General features: G+C 67.0%; 23 protein-coding genes. 12 read left to right on the forward strand and 11 right to left on the reverse strand.

All coding sequences use genetic code 11. The annotated features are described in order from the left end of the window. Window positions 1–2: 2 nt before the first annotated feature. Genes HLA98_RS12180 through HLA98_RS12200 form a run of 5 tightly spaced genes read left to right on the forward strand, consistent with a single transcriptional unit; the run spans window position 3 to window position 5,854 of the window. The gene (locus HLA98_RS12180) at window positions 3–1,346 is read left to right on the forward strand and encodes an LLM class flavin-dependent oxidoreductase (protein ID WP_057500925.1); all 1,344 of its coding nucleotides are present in this window, start codon (window positions 3–5) and stop codon (window positions 1,344–1,346) included. 4 nt (window positions 1,347–1,350) lie between these two features. Beyond that, the gene (locus tag HLA98_RS12185) at window positions 1,351–2,571 is read left to right on the forward strand and encodes a M20 aminoacylase family protein (RefSeq protein ID WP_057500926.1); all 1,221 of its coding nucleotides are present in this window, start codon (window positions 1,351–1,353) and stop codon (window positions 2,569–2,571) included. Then, on the forward strand, window positions 2,568–3,119 hold the full coding sequence (locus tag HLA98_RS12190; RefSeq protein ID WP_057500927.1) for a GNAT family N-acetyltransferase: 552 nt from the start codon (window positions 2,568–2,570) through the stop codon (window positions 3,117–3,119). Before HLA98_RS12185 ends, HLA98_RS12190 begins: the two co-directional genes overlap by 4 nt. Beyond that, window positions 3,116–4,861 (forward strand): amino acid ABC transporter permease/ATP-binding protein, encoded by a 1,746-nt coding sequence (locus HLA98_RS21375; RefSeq protein WP_080392895.1) that lies wholly within the window; start codon window positions 3,116–3,118, stop codon window positions 4,859–4,861. Before HLA98_RS12190 ends, HLA98_RS21375 begins: the two co-directional genes overlap by 4 nt. A gap of 15 nt (window positions 4,862–4,876) precedes the next feature. Next, on the forward strand, window positions 4,877–5,854 hold the full coding sequence (locus tag HLA98_RS12200) for an ABC transporter substrate-binding protein (RefSeq protein ID WP_057500928.1): 978 nt from the start codon (window positions 4,877–4,879) through the stop codon (window positions 5,852–5,854). 90 nt (window positions 5,855–5,944) lie between these two features. Here the strand turns inward: HLA98_RS12200 and HLA98_RS12205 are convergent, their stop codons facing one another. Together HLA98_RS12205 and HLA98_RS12210 are read right to left on the reverse strand one after the other, a co-directional pair. After that, window positions 5,945–9,064, reverse strand: coding sequence for a discoidin domain-containing protein (locus tag HLA98_RS12205; protein ID WP_057500929.1), 3,120 nt, complete (start codon window positions 9,062–9,064; stop codon window positions 5,945–5,947). 165 nt (window positions 9,065–9,229) lie between these two features. After that, window positions 9,230–10,306, reverse strand: a complete 1,077-nt coding sequence (locus tag HLA98_RS12210; RefSeq protein ID WP_057500930.1) for an MBL fold metallo-hydrolase — start codon at window positions 10,304–10,306, stop codon at window positions 9,230–9,232. A 104-nt stretch (window positions 10,307–10,410) separates the two neighbouring features. On the opposite strand from HLA98_RS12210, the gene HLA98_RS12215 reads away from it, so the two are divergent. Beyond that, window positions 10,411–11,022 carry a TetR/AcrR family transcriptional regulator gene (locus HLA98_RS12215; RefSeq protein ID WP_057500931.1) on the forward strand — a complete coding sequence of 204 codons (612 nt, stop codon included), beginning with the start codon at window positions 10,411–10,413 and terminating at the stop codon, window positions 11,020–11,022. On the opposite strand, the gene HLA98_RS12220 is transcribed toward HLA98_RS12215, so the two are convergent. Both HLA98_RS12220 and HLA98_RS12225 read right to left on the reverse strand, forming a co-directional pair. Beyond that, on the reverse strand, window positions 11,019–12,965 hold the full coding sequence (locus HLA98_RS12220) for an EAL domain-containing protein (protein WP_057500932.1): 1,947 nt from the start codon (window positions 12,963–12,965) through the stop codon (window positions 11,019–11,021). The two genes, HLA98_RS12215 and HLA98_RS12220, sit on opposite strands and share 4 nt — an antisense overlap. Before the next feature lie 63 nt (window positions 12,966–13,028). Further along, window positions 13,029–13,931 (reverse strand): LysR substrate-binding domain-containing protein, encoded by a 903-nt coding sequence (locus HLA98_RS12225; protein ID WP_057500933.1) that lies wholly within the window; start codon window positions 13,929–13,931, stop codon window positions 13,029–13,031. Between the two features lie 120 nt (window positions 13,932–14,051). Here HLA98_RS12225 and HLA98_RS12230 point away from each other — a divergent pair, with 120 nt between their 5' ends. Continuing rightward, window positions 14,052–15,563: an MFS transporter gene (locus HLA98_RS12230; RefSeq protein WP_057500934.1), complete on the forward strand. Its 1,512-nt coding sequence runs from the start codon at window positions 14,052–14,054 to the stop codon at window positions 15,561–15,563. Here HLA98_RS12230 and HLA98_RS12235 read toward each other — a convergent pair. Genes HLA98_RS12235 through HLA98_RS12245 form a run of 3 tightly spaced genes read right to left on the reverse strand, consistent with a single transcriptional unit; the run spans window position 15,557 to window position 17,710 of the window. Beyond that, a complete protein-coding gene (locus tag HLA98_RS12235; protein WP_057500935.1) occupies window positions 15,557–16,273 on the reverse strand; it encodes an SDR family NAD(P)-dependent oxidoreductase in 717 nt (238 codons plus the stop codon). The genes HLA98_RS12230 and HLA98_RS12235 overlap by 7 nt on opposite strands. A gap of 28 nt (window positions 16,274–16,301) precedes the next feature. Further along, on the reverse strand, window positions 16,302–17,030 hold the full coding sequence (locus HLA98_RS12240) for a GNAT family N-acetyltransferase (RefSeq protein ID WP_057500936.1): 729 nt from the start codon (window positions 17,028–17,030) through the stop codon (window positions 16,302–16,304). A gap of 14 nt (window positions 17,031–17,044) precedes the next feature. After that, on the reverse strand, window positions 17,045–17,710 hold the full coding sequence (locus tag HLA98_RS12245) for an ArsR/SmtB family transcription factor (RefSeq protein ID WP_057500937.1): 666 nt from the start codon (window positions 17,708–17,710) through the stop codon (window positions 17,045–17,047). 55 nt (window positions 17,711–17,765) lie between these two features. Here HLA98_RS12245 and HLA98_RS12250 point away from each other — a divergent pair, with 55 nt between their 5' ends. Both HLA98_RS12250 and HLA98_RS12255 read left to right on the forward strand, forming a co-directional pair. Beyond that, a complete protein-coding gene (locus tag HLA98_RS12250; RefSeq protein WP_057500938.1) occupies window positions 17,766–18,269 on the forward strand; it encodes a DUF2938 domain-containing protein in 504 nt (167 codons plus the stop codon). A gap of 41 nt (window positions 18,270–18,310) precedes the next feature. Next, entirely contained in the window at window positions 18,311–19,114 is an 804-nt protein-coding gene (locus HLA98_RS12255) for an APH(3')-II family aminoglycoside O-phosphotransferase (RefSeq protein ID WP_057500939.1), read from the forward strand. Here the strand turns inward: HLA98_RS12255 and HLA98_RS12260 are convergent. After that, window positions 19,087–19,512, reverse strand: a complete 426-nt coding sequence (locus tag HLA98_RS12260; RefSeq protein WP_057500940.1) for a DoxX family protein — start codon at window positions 19,510–19,512, stop codon at window positions 19,087–19,089. The two genes, HLA98_RS12255 and HLA98_RS12260, sit on opposite strands and share 28 nt — an antisense overlap. Before the next feature lie 143 nt (window positions 19,513–19,655). Here HLA98_RS12260 and HLA98_RS12265 point away from each other — a divergent pair, with 143 nt between their 5' ends. The 3 genes from HLA98_RS12265 (at window position 19,656) to HLA98_RS12275 (ending at window position 22,384) form a co-directional block, all read left to right on the forward strand. Continuing rightward, window positions 19,656–20,246, forward strand: coding sequence for a TetR/AcrR family transcriptional regulator (locus HLA98_RS12265; RefSeq protein WP_057500941.1), 591 nt, complete (start codon window positions 19,656–19,658; stop codon window positions 20,244–20,246). Continuing rightward, window positions 20,243–21,277 carry a DUF418 domain-containing protein gene (locus HLA98_RS12270; protein WP_057500942.1) on the forward strand — a complete coding sequence of 345 codons (1,035 nt, stop codon included), beginning with the start codon at window positions 20,243–20,245 and terminating at the stop codon, window positions 21,275–21,277. Before HLA98_RS12265 ends, HLA98_RS12270 begins: the two co-directional genes overlap by 4 nt. A 99-nt stretch (window positions 21,278–21,376) precedes the next feature. Beyond that, on the forward strand, window positions 21,377–22,384 hold the full coding sequence (locus HLA98_RS12275; RefSeq protein ID WP_057500943.1) for an aminoglycoside phosphotransferase family protein: 1,008 nt from the start codon (window positions 21,377–21,379) through the stop codon (window positions 22,382–22,384). A gap of 175 nt (window positions 22,385–22,559) precedes the next feature. Here the strand turns inward: HLA98_RS12275 and HLA98_RS12280 are convergent, their stop codons facing one another. The 3 genes from HLA98_RS12280 to HLA98_RS12290 are packed head-to-tail and all read right to left on the reverse strand — an operon-like array spanning window position 22,560 to window position 25,605. After that, the gene (locus HLA98_RS12280) at window positions 22,560–23,447 is read right to left on the reverse strand and encodes a DMT family transporter (RefSeq protein WP_049449687.1); all 888 of its coding nucleotides are present in this window, start codon (window positions 23,445–23,447) and stop codon (window positions 22,560–22,562) included. Between the two features lie 32 nt (window positions 23,448–23,479). Then, window positions 23,480–24,541, reverse strand: coding sequence for a UDP-N-acetylmuramate dehydrogenase (gene murB / locus HLA98_RS12285; protein WP_057500977.1), 1,062 nt, complete (start codon window positions 24,539–24,541; stop codon window positions 23,480–23,482). A gap of 8 nt (window positions 24,542–24,549) precedes the next feature. Then, window positions 24,550–25,605, reverse strand: coding sequence for a quinone-dependent dihydroorotate dehydrogenase (locus tag HLA98_RS12290; protein WP_057500944.1), 1,056 nt, complete (start codon window positions 25,603–25,605; stop codon window positions 24,550–24,552). Window positions 25,606–25,608: the final 3 nt, after the last annotated feature.

Raw genomic sequence — 25,608 nt, forward strand, 5'->3', positions numbered from 1 at the left:
CCATGAGCACGACCCCGCGCCACATTCCGTTCGGCATCATGCTGCAGGGTCCCGGCAGTCACATGCATGCCTGGAAGCATCCATCCAACCCGGCCGATGCCAGCGTCAACCTGCAGTTCTACATCGACATCGTGCGCACCGCCGAGGACAACGGCATCGCCTTCGGCTTCGTGGCGGACGGCCTGTACATCAACGAGAAGTCGATTCCGCACTTCCTCAACCGCTTCGAGCCGATCTCGCTGCTGTCGGCACTGGCGACGGCGACGAAGAAGATCGGCCTGGCCGGTACGCTGTCGACCTCCTACAGCGATCCGTTCACCGTGGCGCGCCAGTTCGCCTCGCTGGATCTGCTCAGCGGCGGCCGCGCTGGCTGGAACGTGGTGACCTCGCCGCTGGAAGGCTCCGGTCGCAATTACGGCCGGCCACACCCGGAGCATGCGCTGCGCTACCAGATCGCCGACGAATATCTGGAGGTGGTGCAGGGGCTGTGGGATTCGTGGGATGACGATGCCTTCGTGCGCGAGCGCGACAGCGGCACGTTCTTCGCACCAGAGAAGTTCCGCCGGCTCGATCACAAGGGGCGCTTCTTCCAGGTGGAAGGCCCGCTCAACATCCAGCGTTCGCCACAGGGCCAGCCGGTGATTTTCCAGGCGGGTTCTTCCGATGATGGCATTGCGTTGGCTGGCAAGTACGCCGATGCGGTGTTCACCCATTCGCCGTCGCTGGAAGAGACCCGCGCATTCACCCAGAAGGTGAAGAATTCGGCGATCGCGCACGGCCGCGGCGGCAGTGACGTGAAGATCTTCCCGGGTATCGGCCCCATCGTCGGCCGCACTGCCGAGGAGGCCGAAGCCAAGTACCAGGCAATCGCCGCGCTGGCCACGCTGGAGGATGCGCTGGCGTACCTGGGGCGCTTCTTCGATCACCATGATTTCAGCCAGTACGACCCGGATGCACCGTTCCCGGAGCTGGGCGACATCGGCAGCAACTCGTTCCGTTCCACTACCGACCGCATCAAGCAGGATGCGCGTGAGAAGGGCCTGAGCCTGCGCCAGGTGGCGTTGGAGGCGGTGAGCCCACGACCGAACTTCATCGGCACGCCGGAGCACGTGGCCGATGAGCTGATCCGTTGGTTCGACGCCGGTGCCAGCGACGGTTTCATTCTCGGCTTCGCCGCACAGCGCGAAGGCCTGGACGATTTCGTGACCCAGGTGCTGCCGATCCTGCAGGCGCGCGGCTACCACCAGCGCGAGCTGGAAGGGCAGACCCTGCGCGAGCACTTGGGCCTGCCGTACAAGGCCAGCCGTCATGCGACCGATGCCGAACCGGCGCGGAAGGTGGGGTAAGGCGATGAGCGGAGAGAATTCGGTAGCGCTGGGCCATGCCCGGCGAGATCCCGCGTCCATCGGCGTGCTGCCCGAAATCGCAGCACGCGCCGAGGCCGCCATTGCGATCCGTCATGACCTGCACCGGCACCCGGAGCTGGCCTTCGAGGAGCACCGCACCAGCGCCCGAGTGGCCGAACTGCTGCAGCAGTGTGGCTATGAGGTGACCACCGGCCTCGGTGGCACCGGCGTGGTCGGTACGCTGCAGCGCGGGCAGGGTAGCCGTCGTCTCGGTCTGCGCGCCGACATCGATGCACTGCCGATCCACGAGGACTCCGGCCTGGCCTATGCCAGCCAGACCGAGGGGCTGATGCATGCCTGCGGCCACGATGGGCATACCGCGATCCTGCTGTCCGCTGCGCACTATCTGGCCCATCACGGTGCTATCGATGGCACCCTGCAGCTGGTGTTCCAGCCGGCCGAGGAAACCGGTTCGGGTGCTTCGAAGATGATTGCCGATGGCCTGTTCGAGCGCTTCCCGGTGGATGCCATCTACGGCCTGCACAATTGGCCGGGTGTGCCGGTGGGCCATTTCGGCTTCGTCGATGGCCCGGCGATGGCGTCGGTGGACTGGGCGCGGCTGAAGGTGATCGGCAAGGGCGGTCACGGCGCCGAGCCGCAGGGTAGCGTCGATCCGATCTTGGTGGCGGCGCACATCATCACCGCGCTGCAGAGCGTGGTGTCGCGCAACGTCGATCCGCGGCAGATGGGCGTAGTCACTGTCGGTTCGATTCATGGCGGCCAGGCAGCCAATGTGATTCCGGACGTGGTCGAGCTGAAGCTGACCGTGCGCGCCTACCTGCCCGAGGTACGCGACACCCTGCGGCGCCGGGTCACCGGGATTGCCGAGCAGACCGCCGCCGCGTTCGGCGCACGTGCCGAGATCGAGTTCCCGCGCGGCTTCCCCAGCGTGATCAACCATCCGCAGCAGACCGCCTACATCCGCGAGGTGGCGCTGCAGGGCTTCGGCAGTGAACAGGTGGTGCCGGAATTCGCGCCACGCACGGCCAGCGAAGACTTCGCATTCCTGCTGCAGGCGCGGCCGGGCAGCTTCGTATTCGTTGGCAACGGCGACAGTGCGCCGCTGCACAGCCCGCGCTACGTGTTCAACGATGCCGCCATTGCACCGGCCGCCAGCCTGTGGGCGCGGCTGGCCGAAGACTATCTGGTGAAGGACGTGGCATGAGCAGCGACGAACGCTTCCTCTATACCTCGGTGGATGATCCGCTGGCACGGCCCCTGTTCGATGGCCTGGAACAGGAGTACGACAGCCGCTACGCCGACGTGCGCCGACGCATCGGCGGCAGCGCCCGCGAGGAGCTGCAGCGCTACCCGGCGCAGGCCTTTGCTGCCCCGGTAGGGGCGTTCGTACTGCTGCTGCGAGACGGCGTGGCGATCTCCGGCGGCGCCTTCATGCCCCATCGCGATCCGGAAACCGCCGAATTCAAACGCATCTGGACGCTGCCCGGGCTGCGCCGGCAGGGCATCGCGCGTCGCGTGCTTCAGGAACTGGAAGACCAGGCGGCGCGGCAAGGGTACCGGCGGGTGTTCCTGACCACCGGCTTCCGCCAGCCTGAAGCGGTTGGCCTGTACCTCAGCCATGGCTACACCGCGCTGTTCGACCTGGAGGCCGACCTGGAAACCATTGCGCATCTGCCGTTCGAGAAGCATCTACGTGCGCCGGCGCCTGTTGTTGCGCCTACGCAGACCGTGTTGCACGGAGCCCACGCATGAGCACGCCTTCGACCGCATTGGATGGCATTGCCGCCCGTCCTGCGCCAGCGCCTGCACTGAAGATCGTGCCAGCCCGGCATCCGCTGCAGGTGTTCGGCACAGTATTGGCACTGGCGCTGATCCTGATCGGGCTGCAGTCCGTGCTGGGCAATCCGCGCTGGGGCTGGGGCACCTTCGCCGAGTGGTTCTTCGCACGCCCGGTGCTGGAAGGCCTGGGCCGCACGCTGCTGCTGACTGCACTCGGAACTGGCCTCGGTTTCGCGCTGGGCACCTTGCTGGCGTTGGCCCGTGTGTCCGGCTCGCCGCTGCTGTCGGCGGTGTCGTGGGGCTACGTGTGGTTGTTCCGTTCGATTCCGCTGCTGGTGCTGTTGCTGCTGCTGAACAACCTGGGCTATCTGTACAGCACCATCGAACTGGGCGTTCCCTTCACCGGCATCAGCCTGTTCTCCTACCCGACCACGCAGCTGATCGGTGTGTTCACTGCGGCGGTGCTGGGTCTTACCTTGAACCAGGCGGCGTTCTCGGCCGAGGTGATCCGCGGCGGGATTCTGTCGGTGGACCACGGACAGTACGAAGCGGCCGCCGCGCTTGGCCTGCCGCGTAGCCGCCAGGTGCGCCGCATCATCCTGCCGCAGGCGATGCGTTCGATCCTGCCGGCCGCCTTCAACGATGTGATTGGCCTGGCCAAGAGCACTTCGGTGGTCTACGTGCTGGCGCTGCCGGAGCTGTTCTATACCGTGCAGGTAATCTACCGCCGCAATCTGGAGGTGGTGCCGCTGCTGATGGTGGCCACGGTCTGGTACCTGGTAATCCTTACCGTGCTGTCGCTGTTGCAGCGGCGCGTGGAGCAACGCTTCGCGCGTGGCCAGCTGCAGTGCGAGCGCTCGGTGTCGCGGGTGTCATCGCCCCCGCGTGTGCAGAGCGAAGCCGCGCCGCGCGTGGCAAGCCGCCCGCGCATCGCCACGCAGGTGGAAGCGGGCGAGGGAGCTGCGGTGTCGCTGCATGGCGTAGGCAAGGTGTTCGGCGACCAGCCAGTGCTGGAAGACGTGAACCTGGACCTGCGCGCCGGCAGCGTGACGGTGCTGATCGGCCCGTCCGGCGCCGGCAAGTCCACGCTGCTGCGGCTGATCAACCACCTCGAACGCGCCGACGGCGGTTACGTGACTGTCGGCGGCCAGCTGATCGGCTACCGCCGCGAGGGTGACACCTTGTACGAACTGCCCGAGCGTGAGATCCGCCGCCGTCGTGCGGAAGTGGGCATGGTGTTCCAAGGCTTCAACCTGTTCCCGCACCTGACCGCGCTGGAAAACATCATCGAGGCACCGATCGCGGTGCGTGGCGTGCCGCGCGCGCAGGCCGAGCAGCAGGCGCGGACGCTGCTGGAGCGGGTTGGCCTGGCCGACAAGGCCGATGCGTTCCCGCGCCAGCTGTCCGGTGGCCAGCAGCAGCGCATCGCGATTGCGCGGGCACTGGCGCTGCAGCCGAAGGTGCTGCTGTTCGACGAACCCACGTCGGCGCTGGACCCGGAGCTGGTGGCCGAGGTGCTGAGCGTGATCGAGGAGCTGGCCCGCTCCGGTACCACGCTGGTGATCGTCACCCATGAACTGAGCTTCGCCCGCCGCGTGGCCGACCACGTGGTGATGATGGACCAGGGACGGGTGATCGAGCAGGACACGCCCGAGGCCCTGTTCGAGCGCCCGCGCCAGCAACGCACCGCCGATTTCCTGGCCAAGACCCTGTAACCCTCAAGGAATGCCATGAGCCCTGCAGCACCCCGTCGTCCCTCGCGCAGCACCCTGTTGATTGTGGGCGTGCTGGTCATCGGCATCGCCGGCATAGTCTATTCGCGCGTACGCCAGGGGCCGGATGCAGGCGCCGTGGCCGCGACCAGCCTGGCAAGCGGCAACACCGTTGCCTTGAAGGGCACGTTTGACCCGAAGGCGCAGGCGTTGATCCCGGCCGACTATCGCTTCGTCACCCCCGGTACGTTCACCGTGGCGACCCATCCGGGACAGCTGCCTCTGGCCGATTATGGGGCCGACAGCAAGGACGTAGTCGGCATCGAGCCCGACATCGCCCGCCTGATCGCCGATGCGCTGGGCCTGGAGCTGGTGATCGTACCGGTGGCCTGGGCCGACTGGCCGCTGGGGCTGGAATCGGGCAAGTACGATGCGGTGCTGTCGAACGTGACGGTCACCGAGGAGCGCAAGAAGAAATTCGATTTCTCCAGCTACCGTTACGACCTGCTGGGCATCTACACGCGCACCGATGGGCCGATCCAGAAGATCGAGAAACCGGCGGATGTGGCGGGGCTGAAGGTGGTGGTGGGTGCCAGCACCAATCAGGACCAGATCCTGCGGCAGTGGGACCAGCAGAACATTGCCGCCGGCTTGAAGCCGGTGGAGTACCAGTACTTCGATGACGCCGTGGTCGGCCGGTTGGCGGTGATTACTGGTCGCGCGGATGTGTCGTTCGAACCGAATGCCACCGGCGCCTACTCGGCACGCGACGGCAAGGTGCGGCGTGTGGGCCTGTTCCCTGGCGGCTGGCCCAACGCCGCGGCGATCTCGGTGACCACCCGTAAGGGCAGCGGCCTGGCTGACGCGGTGACGCAGGCATTGAACACCCAGATCGGCAGCGGCACTTACGCACAGGCGCTGGAACGATGGAACGTGGCCGAGGAAGCGGTGCCGCAGTCGCAGACCAACCCGCCGGGATTGCCGACGCTGCAATGACGCCGGGCGTGGCCCGGAGGGCCCCTGTAGAGTCGAGCTTGCTCGACTGGCGCATGGTGATCGGCGACATGCGGTCGAGCAAGCTCGCCTCTACCAACGCGCCTCCAGCGTTTTGAACGGCTTTGCCAAACGCACCCCCTCGGCATCGAAGTTTGAAACGCTGCGCCCATCCACACTTACCGTCTTCGGCATCGTGCGCGCCGGCCACCAGACCTTCACCGCCGTCCCGCTGCGCAGCCCTTTGCCCAGCGTGACCGTCAGCGCGCCGTCGCGCTGCCGCGCCTGCATCTGCAGCGTGCCGTACGCCGTCGGCAGGCGTTCCACCGCCAGCCCATCGCCAGCCACCCACGACGGTGGCGTACCTGGCAGCAGCGACAGCGCATCATCGTCCTCGCGCATCAGCATGCCGAACAGGGTGCGGCCGTACTCGGCGCCGATCCAGGTGTGCGGCATGTCGCCCAGGTAGCGCGGGAAACGCAGGCGCGAGTGCACGACCTCGGCCAGCACCTGCCACTCAAGCGGGCGCCGGTCATGCAGCAGCCCCTGCAGCAGCTCATCGGCCACCTGCGGCTGGCCCAGGTGCACATAGCTCAGCACGTTGCGGATCTCATACGGCGTATAGGCGTACAGCGCGCCGGGCTGGCTGCGCTTGCGCACGTCCTCCAGATAACGCGCGAAGGTGGTCCGCAGTGCCTCGGCGGGCAGCACGCTCTGCGCGCCGGTGGGATCCAATGCAATCGAGACGCCGGTGGGATCGCCATCGCCCAGGTCGGCCGAAGAGGGAATGAAGTCGATGCCCTTCCACGCCATCGTCGCCCGGATCGAGGCGTGCAGCGCGTCGTAGAGCAGCTTGTGCTGCTCGCGTGCCCACATTGCGGTCTCGTGGTCGCCCAGCGATTCGGCCAGCCACGCACCGTCATGCCAGCCCTTCAGCCCCCAGTAGTCATCCCAGTAGCTGTGGGTGGGCGACGGATAGCCCTCATGGCTGATCGACGGCGCAAGGATGCCGGCGAAGCGCTCCGGCGCCGGCTGGTCGGCCTTGTAGCCGGGCACCAGCGTGCGTTCGCGCAGTTCCTGCAGGAAACGCAGCGCCGCTTTCACTTTCGGCAGATAGGCACGTACCGACTCGGGTCCGCCATCGAGGCGCGCGACATCGGCCACCAGCGCCACGTACTGGCCTTGGCTGTCGTATTCGATGTCCGAACCGAAGCCGGTGTTGACAGTGCCATCGTCGTTGAGGATGGGCGAGACCAGACCGTTGGCATGCACGCCGTGTTCGCTGTACCAGGCCAGGTAGTCGCGCGCGACGCGTGCTTCGCCCATGCGCAGCAGCACCGCCGAGGTGGCCATGCCGTCGCGGATGAAGGAGCGGTTGTAGTTGCGCGGACCGGGCTGCATCGCCGGGCCGGTCTGGTTGATCAGCATGTAGGCGGCCTGCGCGCGCAGCATGTCGACCAGTGAGGGATCGGGCAGGCGCAGGCCGACCTGGCCCAGCCGTGCCTGCCAGTCGGCGGAGGCCTGCGTGGCCAGGGAATCGAACGCCGCATTGGCATCGCGGGGCAGCGTGGCCAGATCGAGCGCAGGCGCTTCGGGCAGTGCGCCCTTGGTATCGGCGGCGGCGGTACCCAACGGGAACGCGACCACGATGGCATCGCTGGCGCCCGGCGCCAACGAGACGCGGTAGTTCAACGCAGCCGAGGCAAGACCCTGGTCATCATGCGCCTGTTGCGCGGAAGGCAGTTGGCCGGCAGCAATGTTCGCGGTGATTTCCGTGGCGCCATCCGTGCCGAACGGCGCCGTACCAGACGCAGCCACCGGCGTGAGCGACCGCAGCAGCGTGCGCCCATTGACGCGCACAGCCTGTCCATCGATCGCCACATCGCGAATGGGTGACAGCCCGCCGTTCTGCCACGGCGGATTCATCTGCATCGGGCGCACGACCAGGCTGAGCGTGCCGTCGATCCGGGTGCTGCCGGTGTTGTGCAGGCGGTGGCGGAGGAAGGTGACCGGTTGGCCATCGCGATCGATGGCGAATACCTCACTGCGCAGCTCCAGCCCGGGCTGCGGCGACCAGGTGGCCGAAGGCATAGGCTTCCAGCCGTCGCGCAGGGCGTGCTGTACGGGCTGCCCGGCGGCGCCGGCGGTTTGGCCGTCGGCATTTCGCCAGATCGGCTGCAGCAGCGGCGCGCCCTTGAAGGCTTCCAGATTGCCGTATTCGTCGAAGATGGATTTCTGCCGCCCTGCGTGCACGCCGACGGCGGTCCAATAGGTCTGCTGCATCTGCAGCGACGCCGGGAACAACGCACGCTGCGCGCCGCTGGCGGCGATCTGGTAGCGCTTCATCGGCGTCATCACCGCTTTCGGGCCGAGCAGGCGCAGGCGCGCGATCTGCGGGGCAGCGCCGTCCACGCTCAGGCGGAATGCACGCAGAGGTTGTGCCGTGTCGGCGGCCAGCCAACTCTGCCGATGGCTGGCCGCCTGTGCATCGTGTGCGAGATCCTGCCAGCGGCCCTGTGCGTCCTGCGCCTGCAAGCGGGCGGCGCCGCGCGCGCCATCGGCCCATTCCACTACCAGGCCAGCCGTTGCCTGCGCGCGGGGCAGGGTGATCTCCAACGCGTGAGTGCCTCCTGTTCCGGCCGGAACCGCAACGGTGCCACCGCCTTGCCAGAGCGCCGCCGCCTGCGCTGCATCGACACCCCTGATGCGTGCGCTGAGCGTGCTGTCCAACGGCTCCATTTCGAAGATCGACACGCCCCAGTCGGAGGTGCGCTGCGGGCTGGCCAGCCGCAGGTAGCGCGCCTGCCGCGGCGCGAAGTACAGCGTTTCCACATCGCCCAGCGAATCGGCCATGGTGTACGCGGTCTGCCACTGCTGGCCGTCCAGCGAGGTCTGCAGCGAATAGCCTTCCGGGTTGGAGACATCCCAGGTGAGGCGTACGCCGGCCATCATCGCGGGGGCCCCCAGATCGATCTGGAACCAATGGCCGGGGCTGAAGGCGCCGCCGGTGACGGTCTTCGGGTCGCCGTCGATCAGGTGGCTGATCGCCATCGCCGGTACCTGCTGCGAGGAACTGCTGGCCTGCCATTGGCTGCACGGGGGGAGGGTCTGTGCCTGTGCGCTGGAGGCCAGGGCGGCCAACAGCAGGGCAGCGGCAGGGCGCAATGGGAAACGCGGTGTGGAGACCTTGGAGCGTTCGGCGCGCAACGTCATTACGGACAGCCTCGCAGGTTCGACCGGAATCGGGCGAGCGCTACGCTAGCAAGGGATGTAATCGGTTACATGACGCACTGCAGCGTCGCAGGCCACTTCTGTGGTTGACGCAGCCGAGCATGGCTCGGCTCTACATGGTTTCCGGCAGGTCAAGCGCACCGCACGCTACAGCTCCACCGTCTCCCACCAGCGCGTACCCGCCTGCGGCGCCTGCATGTCCAGTGCTTCGCCCATCATCGGCGTGGCCACCGGCACATTCTTTGCGGCCGCCAATGCGGTGATGCGCTCGAACGGCTGCTGCCATGCGTGCAGGGCCAGATCGAAGGTGCCGTTGTGGATCGGCAGCAGCCACTTGCCGCGCAGATCCAGGTGCGCCTGCAGGGTTTGTTCCGGCTGCATGTGCACGAACGCCCAGCGCGGATCGTAAGCACCGGTCTCGATCATGGTCAGGTCGAACGGACCATACTTTTCGCCGATGGCCTTGAAGCCGTCGAAGTAGCCGGTGTCGCCGCTGAAGAAGATGCGGAAGTCACCGTCCTGGATCACCCACGACGCCCACAGGCTGCGATCACTGTCGCCCAGTCCGCGGCCAGAGAAATGCTGGCCCGGGGTGGCAGTCAGGCGCAGGCCGTTGGCTTCGGTCGATTGCCACCAGTCCAGCTGTTCGACCTTGCTGGCGTCCACACCCCAGGCGATCAGCTGGTCGCCGACGCCGAGCGGTGCAATGAAGCGCGCGGTCTTGCCGGCCAGCTGCATCACCGCAGCGTGGTCGAGGTGGTCGTAGTGATTGTGCGAGAGGATCACGCCGGCGATCGGCGGCAGATCGTCGATGCTGATCGGTGGCGCATGGAAGCGGGCCGGGCCCATCCACTGCACCGGCGAGGCGCGCTCGGAGAACACCGGGTCGGTCAGCCAGTACTGGCCGCGCAGCTTCAGCAGGATCGTGGAGTGCCCCAGCCGGAACAGACTGCGGTCCGGCGCAGCGTCGAGGGTAGCGCGGTCCAGCGGCTGCACCGGAATGGGGTGGGCCGGGACGGTGCCCTTGGGCTTGTTGAACAGGAACGTCCACCAGATCTCCGCACCGTCGCGCAGGCCCATCGCCGGACGGGGCAGGGCATTGCGGAACTTGCCATCACGGTACTGCGGCGAATCGGGGAAGTCGGGGAGGGACCAGGACTTGCAGAAGGTGTAGGCGGTCACGGCGAGGATTCCAAGCAGGAGGACAAGGAGCAGGCGCTTCATGGGTGACGTCCGCTGGGTACACTGCACAGTGTAGTTTCGTCTTTTTCAAAAGTACACTGATGGGTGTAAAATAGTGGCGTCCGTTCAGTTATCCGGTTCCCGCCATGTCCCGTGCCCCACAACGCCTGACAGACCGCAAACGCGAAGCCATCGTGCGCGCGGCGGTGGAGGAGTTCCGTGCCTCGGGCTACGAGGCGACCAGCATGGACCGCATTGCCGAGGCGGCCGGGGTCTCCAAGCGCACCGTCTACAACCACTTCCCGAGCAAGGAAGCGCTGTTCTCGATGATCCTGGAGGAGCTGTGGGAGCGAAGCGTTGCCAGCGACACATTGCCGTACCGCGCCGACCAGCCGCTGCAGGCGCAGTTGCTGCAGTTGCTGGGGCAGAAGCTGGAATTGCTCAGTGATGCCAACTTCATCGACCTGGCGCGGGTGGCGATGGCCGAGATCATCCACTCACCGGAGCGTGCGCAGGCCATCGTCTGCCGCATGGGTGAAAAGGAAAGCGGCGAGAGTGCCTGGATCCGCGCGGCCATCGCTGATGGCCGGCTGCGCGAGGTCGATCCGGAGTTCGCCGGCCACCAGCTGCACGGGCTGGTGAAGAGCTTTGCGTTCTGGCCACAGGTGACGATGGGGCAGGCGCCGTTGAACGCACAGGAGCGTGCACGCGTGGCCGAGTCGGCGGTGGCGATGTTCCTGGGGTTCTACGCGGTCTAGCTGGCGGCGAAGCGGCGGAACTCGTCGGCCGGCAGCGCCGCCGAGTACAGATAGCCCTGGCCGACATCCACGCCCAGTGCGCGCAGTTGCTGTTCCTGCGCCAGGGTTTCGGTACCTTCGGCCACCACGATGGCGCCGCAGCGGTGCGCGACTTCGACGATGAAGCGCACGATCGACTGCGACTTGGCGTCGGACAGCGTGGCGATCAGCGCCTGCTCGATCTTGACCTCGGCGATGGCCAGCTGCGAGAGCAGGATCAGGGTTGAATAGCCGGCACCGAAATCGTCCAGCGACAGGGTGACCTCGGCCGCCAGCAATTGCGCGATGTTGGCATCGACGACGTCGCGCTCGACGATTTCGGTCCATTCGACGATCTCCAGGCGCAGCATCATGCCGGGCACATCGTGCAGCTGCAGCAGTTCCTGCAGGCGCAGGCCGAAGTCGGGCAGGCGCAGTGACTCGGCCGAGACGTTCACGGCGATCTTCAGTTGCGTGCCATCGCGTCGGCACTGCTGCAGGAAATGGATGGCCGACTGCAGCGTGGCCCATTCCAGTTCAGCCAGCCGTCCCTGCCGGCGCAGCAGGGAGATCACCCGCATCGGCGCGATCAGCCGGCCCTCGCCGTCGCGCATGCGCAGCAGTGCTTCGGCGCCGACCAGCTGGCGATCCTGCAGGCGATGCTTGGGCTGGTAGCACAGCGGTGCGTCGCCCTGCTGCAGCCAACGTTCGAGAGCGACTTCGATCAGGGCGTCGATCTCGCTGTCGCGCTGGATCGGGTCGTCGAAGAACACGACGCCGGATTCGATCGCACTCAGCGCCACGGTGATTGCCCGGAAAGGAAGGTGGCCATCATCTGCGGCGGCCGGTGGCTTCAGTTCGACCACGGCACAGCGGAACAGCGGCCGGAAACCGGGCCAATCGCGGCCGACCCGATCGGCCAGGTTGCTGGCCAGCTCGGTGATCTGCGGTTGCGTGCGCAGTTCGGACAAGGTCAGATCGCGCACCAGGATCGCCAGCGCGGCATCGCCGAACTGGTAGATCTCCAGTTGCCCCGCCGGCAGCGAGGGCAGCAGCCGATGCACCTCTTCGGTACTGTCGCGCTGCCACAGGCCGTTGTCCTGCAGCGGGCCATAGCGCAGGCGCAGATCGCGCAGGTTGCCCATCTCGGCCACGATCAGGCAGGCCTTGCCGACGCCGTCATTGTCGCGCCAGTAGTGCTGCAGGCGCTCGCCGAGCGCACGCATGTTGGGCAGGCCACTGATCGGATCGACGCGCAGCCAGGCGTGTTCGCGCTGACGCTGTGCATCGATCTGCGCATCGTTGTAGACCAGTGCAAACACTGCGCCCAGCATCAGCAGTGATAGCGGCAGTGCCAGCAGGCGCTGGATCGCCAACTCCTCCACGGGCAGCTGATGGGCGCCGATGATAACTACGCCCAGTGCCAGGCCCAACGCAGTGACGACGATACGCACGCCCCAGGCCTGCAGGATCATGCGCAGCGAGAGTTCATTGAGCATGCGCGGGTGCAGGCGCCTGCGCAGCCAGACGCCGGCCAGCATCTGCAGCGTGGCCTCGAGGCCGGCGGGCAGGAAGTACTGGGTGCCGGCGAACTGGTAGCGGGCCAGCAGGCTGGCGCCCAGGCAGGCCAGGCCGCCGCGCCAGCCGCCGAGCAGTCCGCTGACCAGCAGGATGTCGAAACCCAGGTGGAGCTTGACCACGCCCTGGGTGTAGCGGGCCACGCACCAGGCGTTGAACAGGTAGATCAGGCCCAGCGCTACGCCGACATACAGGCGACGGCCTTCAATGGCGTGCCCGGCGCGGCGGGTGGCGATCAGCAGCACGCCGATCATGCCGATCACCGCCGTGGCCTGCAGCAGGTACAGCGGCAGGCTGGGCAGGGCGCTGTCCAGGACCTGGGCCGAGACCCGTGAAAGCGCATCCATAGCAGGTTCCCGCCTGTGACCGACGGCCAGTGACCAGCAGCGTAGTCGCAGCAGGGCGCAGGTTCAATTGCACTGGCTGCGTTCGGGCAGGAGGTGTTCGGCCATGAAATCGACAAACGCGCGCACACGCGGCTGCTGATGGCGATGGCTCGGCCAGAGGGCCCAGAAGGTGCTTCGCTCAGTGCTCCATGGGTCCAGGACGCTGACGAGCGCACCGCGGTCCAGCGCATCCCGCGTGGCGAAGTCGGGCAGGCACGCAATGCCATGGCCATCGATGACCATGTGCAGGATCGTCTCAAGATGATTGGCGGTCATCGCGGCAGTCAGCCGCGTTTCAGAGCTTCCCTCATGCACGGGCAGTGGCCAACGTTCGATCAGGCCGGTGCCGGGAAAGCGATGGAGAAGGCATGCGTGGCCGCTCAGCTCGTCCGGGTGCTGTGGCGTCCCGTGTCTGGCGAAGTACGCAGGCGCGCCCACGCACAACAGCCGGGTACTGCCGAGGTTGCGGCCGTGCAGCCGGGAGTCGGCAGGGCTGCCTGTGCGGACGACGGCGTCGAAGCCTTCCTCGATGACATCGACCAGGCGGTCGCTGAAGTGCAGGTCGAGTTCGATGGCGGGGAAGCGGTGCGCAAACGCTGAAAGCACCGGCAGCATCAGTCCGCTGGCAAGTGGAAGACTGACCTTCAGACGACCGCTGGGCGCGGCCTGGGCGTCGGTCAGTTCGCGCTCTGCCGCGGCAACCTCGATCATGATGCGACGGCAGCGTTCTAGGAACTGCTCGCCTTCGGCAGTCAGGCTGACACTGCGGGTATTGCGATTCAGGAGGCGGGCGCCCAGGCGCTCTTCCAGCCGGGCGATGGTCTTGCTGGCTGCTGAAGGGGTGATGCCACGATGTCGTGCTGCGGCCGCGAAGCTGCGTGCCTCGGCGACCAGAACGAAGAGGCTGAGACCGGCAAAGCTGTCCATGACATGGCCATTGATGACGTTCGTGTCATTAAAGCATGGACCAAATAAGGGATTCTTACGCAATAGGGTCGTCGATAGCATCAATGCGGTGGCGCTTGGCCACGCTCGAGTCTCATCGACATGTCTGTTGCCTCTGCTGAGACGGCCGGATCATCGCGCTTTGGCGTGGTGCTGGCGGGCTGTCTGACGGCGCTCACCATTCCCTTGAGCATTGCCAGCCCCGCCGTGGGCATTGCTGCCATCCGGGACGCGCTGGGCGGTTCCCCTGCGGCGTTGTCCTGGATCATCAACGCCTACCTGCTGACCTACGGCTGCACCACGCTGGTGGCCGGTGGACTGGCCGATCTGCATGGCAGGCGCCGGATCTGGATTCTGGGCGGCGCGTCGTTTGCGCTCGTCACCGGCCTGATTCCCTTGATGCCAAATGTGGCATGGATCAACGCCCTGAGATTGCTGCAGGGGATGGCGGCATCGGCAGCGTTTGCCGGCGCGATGGCGTCGTTGGCGCAGGTGTTCGATGGTCCGGCGCGGGCAAGGGTGTTCAGCCTGATCGGCACCACCTTTGGTGCAGGGGCCGCAGGCGGTCCGCTGCTGGCAGGCGGGTTGATCGATGCGCTGGGCTGGGAATGGGTGTTCTTCCTGCCTGCGTTGCTGGCCGCCCTGACCGTACCGCTGGTCGCCCTGTCATCCGTTGAATCGAGAAGCGCCGGTTCGCCACGTCTGGATTGGCTGGGGGCCATCACCTTCATGCTGGCGCTGGGCTCACTCACCTACGCCATGATCGTGCTGCCGGAACGTGGCCTGTTGCATCCGCAGACGCTGGTGCTGCTGGCGCTCTCGGTGGTGCTGCTGCGCGTGTTCATTGCCGTTGAGCGCTCCCATCGAACACCCCTGCTGGATCTCGGGCTGTTCCGCAACCGGCGTTTTGTTGGCGTGCAGATTCTGGCCGCTGCCCCTGCGTTCTCCTACGTCGTCCTTCTGGTCGTGCTGCCGGCTGGCTTCATCGGTGTTGAAGGACTGCGACCCACCGAGGCTGGACTGGCGATGGCAGCACTGTCTGCACCCTTGCTGGTGGTTCCCCTGGTTGCCGGTTACCTGCTGCGCTGGATTCCGGCGCGGACGCTGTGCTGTGCGGGCCTGCTGATCGGCGCGCTTGGGCTGGCATGGCTGGCGCAGGTGTTCCAGTTCCCGTCGGTGCGCTGGATGCCGATGCTGGTCATCGGGATCGGCATCGGCTTGCCTTGGGGGATCATGGATGGCCTGGCGGTCAGCGTGGTCGGCAAGGAGCAGGCGGGCATGGCCGCTGGCATCTTCAATGCGATGCGACTGGCAGGCGATTCCATTGCCCTCGCGCTTGTCGGCATCATGCTCTCGGCCCGGATTGGCGGGAACATGATGCTGGAGGCCGGCGTCGTGGCCCGTGCCGCCGTGCACAGGCTGTCCATGGGCGACCTTGGCGGAGCGGTGGAGGCGTTGCCCGGCGTTTCGAGAACGGTGCTGGCCCAGGCGTACAGGGAGGCCGTCCGTGGCCAGCTTTTTGTCCTGGCGATGGCGACCGTGCTGACCGCCATCGTGCTGGGGTACCTGTTGCGCGAAGAGGTCGAGCCTGGCCTGCGCAGCGGTAGTCAGTAACGCGGGTCGCCGATGGCCGGCAGCACCAGTTCGCGCACGAAGCCGGACGGCGACAACTGCAGCAACGCGCGCACCATCGCTACCACGTCATGCACAGGCACCAGTTCGCCTTCGCCGCGCGCTGCGGCCTCTGCCACCGGCACCGACAGTGCATCGTCGGTGTTGAGGTAGCCCAGCTGCAGGCTGGTCACCGCCAGGCGCCGATCGCGGAAACCCTCGCGCAGTGCATCGGCGATGCCGTTGAGCGCGAACTTGGATGCACCGAACGCCACTTCCGGGCGGCCGCTGCGTGGCAGTGCCGAGGTCGAGCCGGTCAGCACCAGCTGCGGGCGTGGTGCGCCCAGCACCCGCGGCAGCAGGCGCTGCAGCAGCACCAGGGTGGCAGTGATGTTGACGTCGACCAGTCGGCTGAGCGCGGCATCGCTCTCGTCGAGGAAGGCGTACTGATCGCTGAAGGCGGTGTCTTCCCAGATGCCCAGGTTGTGGATCAGCACATCCAGATCGGCCGGTGCCTGCGCTGCGATGTGATTGGCAGCCAGGGTGGGCTGGGACAGATCGGCTTCGATCCACTGCAGGGTGACACCCTCGGGGCATTCAATATCGCGTGGACGCTTGCGCGAAACGCCGATGACGGTGTCGCCCGCACTGCACAGGCCTTCCACGAACGCTCGACCGAGGCCCCTGCTGGCGCCGATGACCATCAATTTCATGTTGCTTCCTTGTGGTACTGCGGCAGCCTCAATCGGCTGCCAGAACGGTGTCCCAGTTGGCGAACGCACGCAGGCCGCTGCGCTCGGCGGTAATGACCGAGGCGGTGTTGTCGAGCTGACAACGGTACTGAGGCTGCAGCCCGGCCGCCTGCGCGGACACCGCCATGGCGTGTACCAGCTGGCGCGCGTGCCCGCGACCGCGGGCCTCGGGCAGGGTCAGCACGCCCATGTCGGCCAGGGCTGGATCCAGGCTCCACGGGTACATGCTTCCCGCGGCAACCAGCCGCTCGCCATCGAAGGCGCCGAACACCTGCCAGTGGTCCAGCTCGACCCAGGCGGCGTCGAGATCCTCTTCGCTGGCGCTGGCCTGGAACACGTCGAACACGGCTGCGTCGGCCGGGCCGAGACGGTGGATATGGGAGGGTGCAGGGCGCGCGGCCAGGATCGCAAGTTCTGCGGCAGGGAAGTAGAAGATACGATCCGCGCCATGCGTGCGCTGGCCGAGCTGCTGCAGGCGCTGTTGCAGCTGCGCCAGCGTCCAGTGCGGTTGCACGTGCAGTTGCAGGCGAGCCGCCAGGGCAGGGCGCAGCAGGGCGCGCGCAGGGCCGACGAGTGGCTGCAGCAGCATGCCGTCCTCGCCCTCATCGAAATCATCGCTGCACGCCAACTGCAGCAGAGGATCATCCTGCAGCGTGCGCTGCCCGGAGAACACGCCGCGCCAGGTCGCATCGATCAACGCGGCAAACACATCATCCATGACCGGTGTCTCGTTCAGTGCCGGGGCAGGTCCACCTGCAGGCCGGCGGCCTTCCATTCGGGGTAACCGGCAGCGAGCCGCTGCGCGGTCAGTCCGGCCTCGCGCAGCATCGCCACCGCATTGTTGGACAGCACGCAGTAGGGACCGCGGCAGTACGCGACAATGTGGACGGCACGCGGCAGTTCGTCCATCCGTGCGCGCAGTTCCGTAACGGGAATGTTCAGCGCGCCGGGCAGGTGACCCAGATCGAATTCCTCGCGCGGCCGCACATCCAGCAGTACCACGCTGCTGCGTTGTTCCAGCAGCTGCTCCACGGTCAGCCCTTCCAGTGCATCGCGGCGCTGCAGGCTGTCGTGGATCACGCCGTGCATCTCGCTGCGCTGGTGGTCGGCATAGTCGCGCAGCGCGGCCAGCAGGTTGCCCAGCGGGCCATCACCACTGCGGTAGAGGATGCGCTTGCCATCCCGGCGGGTCTGTACCAGGCCGGCACGGCGCAGCTGCTGCAGGTGCTGGGAGGTATTGGCCACCGACAGCCCGGTCAGTTCGGCCAGGCGTTCCACTGCGCGCTCGCCCTGGGCGATGTGCTCCAGCAGGGCCAGGCGATGGGCATGGCCGAGCGTGCGGGCGATCTCGGCCAAGGCCTCCAGCGGTGAGGGTGGTGGCTCTGTTGCAGCGTTCATGCGGGGCACGCTAGCATCGCTCTATCATTCAAGCAAACAATTGAAGGTGTGCGATATGGCTGGCGTGGCGACATTCGTGATGGATGCGGTAGTAGTCGGCGTGGGAGCAACCGCAGTAATGGACCTGTGGGCACTGGTGCAGCGGCGGCTGCTCGGTATTCCTTCGCTGGACTTCGCGATGGTCGGGCGTTGGCTGGGGCACCTGCCGCGCGGGCGCTTCCGCCACGACGGCATCGGCCGCGCGGCAGCGGTCAGTGGCGAGCGCGCGCTGGGCTGGACCGCGCATTACGTGATCGGGGTGGTGTTCGCGACGTTGTTGCTGGCCGTGATAGGGAGCGATTGGGTGCAGGCACCCACCCTGTGGCCGGCGCTGGCCTTCGGCATCCTCAGCGTTGCCGCGCCGTTCCTCATCCTGCAACCGGGCATGGGTGCCGGCATTGCCGCTTCAAAGACCCCGGCGCCGGGCAAGGCGCGCCTGCGCAGCCTGGTGGCGCACAGCGTGTTCGGCGCAGGCATGTACCTTTCCGCGCTGCTGTTGGCCGCGGTCCGTGCAGGATGAGCGAGAATCCGTGGGGTCACCCGCAACAGGAACACCGCGGCATGGAAGCACCCAATCCCTTCACTGATGGCCTGCCGCTGCCCTGGGCGTGGCGGGAAGCGTTGGCCAATGCGCGCATCGAGCGGCAGTCGATCGGCGTGTCGCGCGCGGATGTTGCCCGTGTGCATCGGCCAGGCCAGCCCGATGCCTTCGTGAAGTCGGAAGTGATCGACGCCTTCAGTGAGCTCGGTGATGAGATCGCGCGCCTGCGCTGGCTGCAGGCACAGGGACAACCGGCGCCAACGGTGATTGCCACCACCGAAGAAGCGGGCCGGCGCTGGTTGCTGATGAGCGCGCTGCCCGGCCACGACCTGGCCTCGTCGCCGGAACTCGCGCCGCAGGAGCTGGTGGAACTGCTGGCCGACGCGCTGCGTGGGCTGCACGCGTTGCCGGTGGTAGCCTGTCCGTTCGACCAGCGACTGGCCTCGCGCCTGCAGGCTGCGCAGGCAAGGGTGGAGGCGGGCCTGGTCGACGCCGATGACTTCGATGACGAGCGCCTGGGGCAGAGCGCACAGCAGGTCTTCGCCGAACTGTGCAGCACCCGGCCCGATCATGAAGACCTGGTGGTCAGCCATGGCGATGCCTGCCTGCCGAACCTGATGGTGGTCGAGGGGCGTTTCAGCGGTTTCATCGACTGTGGGCGACTGGGCGTGGCCGACCGCTACCAGGACCTGGCGCTGGCCGCGCGCAGCCTGGTCCACAACTTCGGCGACACGCGTTGGGTCGCGCCGTTGTTCCAGCGCTACGGCGCGGTGGCCGACGAGCGCCGGCTCGCGTTCTACCGGTTGCTCGACGAGTTCTTCTGAGCCCGCGCATGGCTGGCGATGGCCGCGCAGATCAAGCCGCCGACCACGCTCAGGTGCTCCAGCGCGAAGAACAGGGCCAGCTGCTGTTCCGCACCGTGCTTGGTCCAGAAGGTATGCACGATGACGATGGTCAGCAGCAGGAACACCGCCAGCGCGCCGGCGCCCAGCCAGAGCAGGCGATCAAGCAGCAGGCACAGTGAGCCACCCAGCAGCACCACGGCGCTGGCGAGGTTGAACAGCACAGGCGGTTGCAGCCCGGCCGCCTGCATTTCGGCCACGCTGTTGTCCCACGCCAGCAGCTTGGCAAGGCCCGAGGACACGAACACCACGGCCAGCAGCAGTCGGGCGAGGAACCACAGCACGCGGCTGTCGAGCAGGGGGGTGATCATCCGTGGCATGCAGGAACTCCGGGTTGAGCGTGGGACAGGCCGCGCAGCATCGGGCCTCAACCGCAGTTGAGGTCAAGGCTGGCTGAACGAGGCCCAATGGTGGTCGGGTTGCTGCCTTCTAATTGGACGAACGTTCGTTCACTATTTGCGCCATGAACCGAGCCGACCGCAACGAGCAACGCATTGCGCAGATTCTGCAGGCCGCCCTGCAGTGCTTCCTCGCGAAGGGATTCCACCAGACCAGCATGCGTGACATCGCGCAGGCGGCCGGTGTCAGCCTGGGCAATCTCTACAACCACTTCCCGGGCAAGGAGGCGATCATCCTTGCCGTGGCGGTGGCCGAGAGCGAAGAGCTGGCACCGTTGCTGCAGCGACTGGCCGCGTCCGAAGGCGAGCGCGCACAGGTGATGGCCTTCCTGCAGGACTTCCACGCACTGTGCCGGCAGCCGGAATGGGCAACACTCGCCGTCGAAGTGCTGGCCGAGAGCGCACGCAATCCTTCCGTGGCCAAGGCGTTTGCGGCCAATCGCAGGCAATTGCAGGCGACGCTGGCCGAAGCCCTGCAGCTGGTGGCACAGCGCGAACGTCGGCGTCCCGTGCTGGCCCCGGCACTGCAGGCGCAGGTGCTGCTGGATGCCATCGAAAGCGATGCGCTGCGTCGAGGGCTGGGCGAAGCCGATGGCAGCGATGGGGCTTCGCTGGATCCAGGCCTGCTCGCGCTGCTGCTCGGGGCGCGAGCATGAGCACCGTTGACCGGCGATTGCACGGCCTTGATCTGGCGCGCTACCTGGCGCTGGCCGGCATGGTGCTGGTCAACTTCCGCCTGGCGATGGCCGTGCCCGCAGAGGGAGAGGGTTGGCTGGCAGGGTTCTTCCATCTGCTGGAAGGCAAAGCCTCGGCGACCTTCGTCACGCTGGCCGGTCTTGGCCTGGTGCTGGCCACGCAGCGGCAGGGGTGGTGGCCAGCCAGTGTGCAGACCTGGCGCCGCGCGGCGTTCCTGCTGGCGCTGGGCCTGCTCAACCTGACCTTGTTCCCGGCCGATATCCTGCACTACTACGCGGTGTATTTCGGGTTGGCGGTGCTGTGGCTGCGGGCCTCGCCGCGGGTGTTGCTGGCCAGCATCATCGCTCTGGCGGTGGGTTCGTTCTGGGCGTTGCTGCACTGGGACTACAGCCAGGGGTGGAACTGGCAGACGCTGGAGTACGCCGGTCTGTGGCACTGGCCGGGCGCGGCCCGCAACCTGCTGTTCAATGGCTTCCATCCTCTGCTGCCGTGGCTGTGCTTCTTCCTGCTGGGGATGTTGCTGGCACGCCTGCAGCTGTCGCAACCGCGGGTCCAGCGCGCGCTGCTGGTGCTGGGCCTGCTGCTGACCGCGGCTGGACATGGCGTGCAGCAGCTTGCGCAGGGAACGCCCTGGCAGGTGTGGTTGGGAACGCAGCCGATGCCGCCGGGGCCCGCCTATGTACTCACCGGTGCGGGCGCGGCGTGCAGTGTCATTGCCGCCTGCCTGTGGCTGACACGTGTGCGACCGGGTGACTGGCTGGAACCGTTCACCGCGGCCGGGCGCATGACCCTGACCCTGTACGTCGGCCACATCCTGCTGGGCATGGGTACGCTGGAAAGCCTGGGCCTGCTCGATGGCAGTGCATCGCTCGCGTCGGTGCTGCTCTGGGCACTGCTGTTCCTGATGCTGGCGACCGGCGCGGCATGGCTGTTGTCGTGGCAGTTCGCACGCGGCCCGCTGGAGACGGTGATGCGGCGCATCGCAGGCTAGTTCTCCGGTCGTGGCGAGGCGATGTTGTGACGGACATGTCTGTGTCGTGGCGAGCGCATCTGCGATAGTGGTGGCAGGTAACACTTTCCGCTTGCATCCATGTCATTCGCTTCGGCGCAGCATCTCGGCGAAGTCCTGCAACAATCCTATGGCATCACCCCCACCGCTGTGGTGCCACGCCCGGTGGGCGCCGACGCCAATGCCAGCGTGTATCGCGTCGATGCGCGGCACGGGCAGTGGTGGTTGAAATGCCGCACCTACCAGGTCGACCCGGCCGTGTGGGACAGCCTGCATTGGTTGCGTGGCACGCTGGGAATCGATGAGATCGTCGCGCCGTGGCCGGCACTGACCGGTGGTGCGTCGGTGCAGCGCTGGGGATTGCAGTTCACCCTGTTCCCTTATGTGGAAGGCCAGTCCGGGTTCGAGGCGGCGTTGAGCCGCACGCAGTGGAAACGGCTGGGGGAGGTGCTGCGGCGCCTGCACGGCGCACAGCTGCCGGCGGAACTGCAGCGGGCGCTGCCGATCGTCCGGCTGGAAACCGCGGCGCTGGAGACCGTCGGGCAATGGTTGGCCGGCGAAGACCTGGCGGCCGCGAAGGACGGGCTGGGCCGCGCATTCGTTTCGGTATGGGACCAGCAGCATGCGCGCATCGCGGCGCTGCATGCGCAGGCACGGGAACTGTTCGCGGCATTGCAGGACGTGCCGGTAGATCTGTATCTGTGCCACACCGATCTGCATGCCGGCAACCTGCTGATGGGCAATGACGGTGGCCTGCACCTGATCGACTGGGATGGCCTGTCGCTGGCACCGCGTGAGCGCGACCTGATGTTCATCGGTGCTGCCGTTGGTGGGCGCTGGGGGCGCGAGAATCCGCTGGGCTTCGAGGAGGGCTACGGCAGCGACCGCGGCGACCCGCGCTGGATCGCCTGGTACCGGCATTGGCGCATTCTGCAGGACCTGATCGAGTTCCAGCAGGTGCTGCTGGGCAGCGATGGGGAGGAGCGTTCGCCGCAGTTGCGCCGGCAGTCACTGCATTACCTGGGGGAGCAGTTCGCACCGGGCAATGTGTTCGATGCGGCGGAGCGGGTGTATCGCGTGCTGGATTAGGTTCTGGGCCGTTGCCAGCATCGCCCCGGGTAGAGTCGACTATCGCGCGCAGCGCGGTTTCTGCCCGCTCCGAACGAAAAGCAGTCGACTAACAGTCGACTCTACCCATGGCCTGTCCATGCACGACCCGTGGCTTGCCCGTGCAGGCCCCATGGCTTGTCCATGCAGATGGTTTTCATTCTGCGGGCTTGGCTGCTGCCGAGGCAGCAGCGCTTGCGGCGCGACGCGACAACACGGCCTCGCGATGGGCGATGTACGCGTTGGCGGCGAGGATGATGCCGGCACCGATGATCGTCCAGCGGTCCACCGTTTCGTTGAACAGCAGCCAGCCGCATAGCGTGACCAGCGGCAGCTGCAGGAAGCTGATCGGGGTCAGCGCCGAGACTTCGCCCAGCCGCAGCGCACGCGTCCACAACAGCTGACCGACGGTGCCGAGCACGCCGGTGGCCAGCAACCACAGCCACGCCATGCCGGTGGGCCAGACCCAGACGAACAATGCCGGGACCAGCGACAGCGGTACCCAGAACACGTAGGTATAGAGCACCACGGTGTCCGCGCTGTCGATACGGGTCAGCTGCTTGATCTGGATTGCCACCAGCGAGCTGAGCACGGCCGCACCGACAGCGACCAGGCTGCCGGCCGTGAAGCCGGCAGTGCCGGGGCGGACGATCACCAGTACACCGATGAAGCCGACCACGACCGCGGCCCAGCGGCGCACGCGCACGGTCTCGCCCAGCCACAGCACGGCGGCGATGGTGACGAACAGCGGCGTGGAGTACGAGAGCGAAACCGCCTGCGCCAACGGCAGGTGGCCCAGTGCCCAGAACGCGCACAGCATCGAGCCCAGGCCGATCGCACTGCGCACGAAATAGCGCGGCAGCTGCCGGGTCTTCAGCGGCGCGTGGCCGGGACGCAGCAACATCGGCAGCAACGCGAGCAGACCGAAGGCATTGCGGAAGAACGCCACTTCCTGGGTCGGCACGTAGCGCGTGGCATAGCGGATGGCCACCGCCATCAGGCCGAATGCCATGGTGCTGCCGAGCATCAGCAGCGCCGCCCGCATCGGGGTGGCGCTGGGGGAAAAGGCGGGGGTGTTCACCACTGTGCGCCGAGCAGGCGGGGCTCCGGTTCGATGGGCACGCCGAACTTTTCCAGCACCGAAGCGGAAATGCGGCGCGCCAGCGCCAGCAGCTCAGCGCCGGTGGCGTTGCCGTGGTTGACCAGCACCAGTGCGTGGCTCGGTGCAACACCGGCATCGCCTTCGCGGAAACCCTTCCAGCCGCAGGACTCGATCATCCATGCCGCCGAGACCTTGCGCTTGTCCTCGCGGTCTGCCGGGAACACCGGCAGTTCGGGGAAGTGCTGCAGCAGCACGTCGACCTGTTCCAGCGGCAGCACCGGGTTCTTGAAGAAGCTGCCGGCGTTGCCCAGCACATCCGGGTCGGGCAGCTTGCGGCGGCGGATCGCAATCACCGCGTTGGCCACGTCCACCGCGCTCGGCAGATCCACGCCCTGCGCCTGCAGCTCCTCGCGGATGCCGGCGTAGTCCATGCGCAGATCGTGCAGCAGCGGCAGCTTGAGCTCGATGGCGGTGATCAGGTAGCGATCCGGCTGCTGCTTGAACACGCTGTCGCGGTAGGCGAAGCCACACTGTTCGTTGTCCAGCCGCACCCAGGCCTGTTCCTGGCAGTCCCAGGCTTCAACGGCCTGGATGAACTCGCCGACCTGTGCGCCGTAGGCACCGATGTTCTGGATCGGCGCGGCACCCGCGGTGCCGGGAATCAGGGCCAGGTTCTCCAGGCCGGACAGGCCTTCCTGCAGCGACCACATCACCAGGCCGTGCCACGGCACACCGGCACCGGCGCGGATCACCGCATGGTCGGCGCGGTGTTCCAGGAAGCTGATGTCACGGTTGCCGAACACCAGCACGGTGCCGGGCAGGTCTTCGGCGATCAGTACGTTGCTGCCGCTGCCCAGCACCAGCAGCGGGCCACTGGCCACGTCGGGCAGCGCGAGCACTTCCGGCAGCAGTGCAGCATCGTGCAGTTCCAGCAGCTGCGCTGCGCTGGCCTGTACATGGAAGGTGTTCAGCGCCTGCAGTGGCGCATTGCGGGTGAGCGTCCAGCGCAGCGGGGCGTTGCCGTCGACGGTATCCATGGGCGCGCTCACAGTGGGGCCACCGCGCCGCGGCTCGGCGCTTCGCGGCGGCGGCGGATCGCCTCCACGCATTCGGAGACCAGCGCCGGGCCACGGAAGATCAGGCCGCTGTAGCACTGCACCAGCGCCGCGCCGGCCGCCATCTTGGCCGCCGCATCTGCACCGGACAGGATGCCGCCGACGCCGATCAGCGGCACCGATTCGGGCAGGCGCGAACGCAGGCGGCGCAGCACCAGCGTGGACTGCTCCAGCACCGGCGCGCCGGACAGGCCACCGGCCTCGTTGGCCAGCGGATCGCCGGCCACCTTGCTGTGGTCGATGGTGGTATTGGTGGCGATCACGCCGTCCACCTGCAGCTCGCCCAGCACGCGGGCAGCGGCGTCGATGTCGCGCTCGCTGAGGTCCGGCGCCACCTTCACCAGCATCGGCACGCGGCGGCCGTGGCGGGCAGCAAGGTCTTCCTGGCGGTCACGCAGCTGGCTGACCAGCTGGCGCAGTGCGGTCTCTTCCTGCAGTTCGCGCAGGCCGGCGGTGTTGGGCGAGGAGATGTTGACGGTGATGTAGTCGGCCAGCGGATAGACCTTGTCCAGGCAGGCGATGTAATCGTCCACGGCCTGTTCGTTGGGAGTGTCCTTGTTCTTGCCGATGTTGATGCCGAGCATGCCGCGGCGGTTGCGCGCGCGCTCGACGTTGCGCACCAGCGCGTCCACGCCCGCATTGTTGAAGCCCATGCGGTTGATGATCGCGTTGTGCGCCGGCAGGCGGAACAGGCGCGGCTGCGGATTGCCGGCCTGCGGGCGCGGGGTGATGGTGCCGATCTCGACGAAGCCGAAACCCAGCGCGAACAATGCATCGATGTGCTCGCCATTCTTGTCCAGGCCGGCGGCCAGGCCGACCGGATTGGGGAAGGTCAGCCCGAACACCGTGCTGGGCATCGGCGCGATGCGTGCGGCCAGCAGCGGCGTGGTGCCGGTGCGATAGGCCAGGTCCAGTGCGGACAGGCCGAGGCCGTGGGCGCGCTCGGCGTCGAGCGAGAACAGGAAGGGGCGGGCAAGCGAATACATGCG

Origin of the sequence: Stenotrophomonas africana (assembly GCF_013004645.1) — a bacterium.
Classification (GTDB): Bacteria; Pseudomonadota; Gammaproteobacteria; order Xanthomonadales; family Xanthomonadaceae; genus Stenotrophomonas; species Stenotrophomonas africana.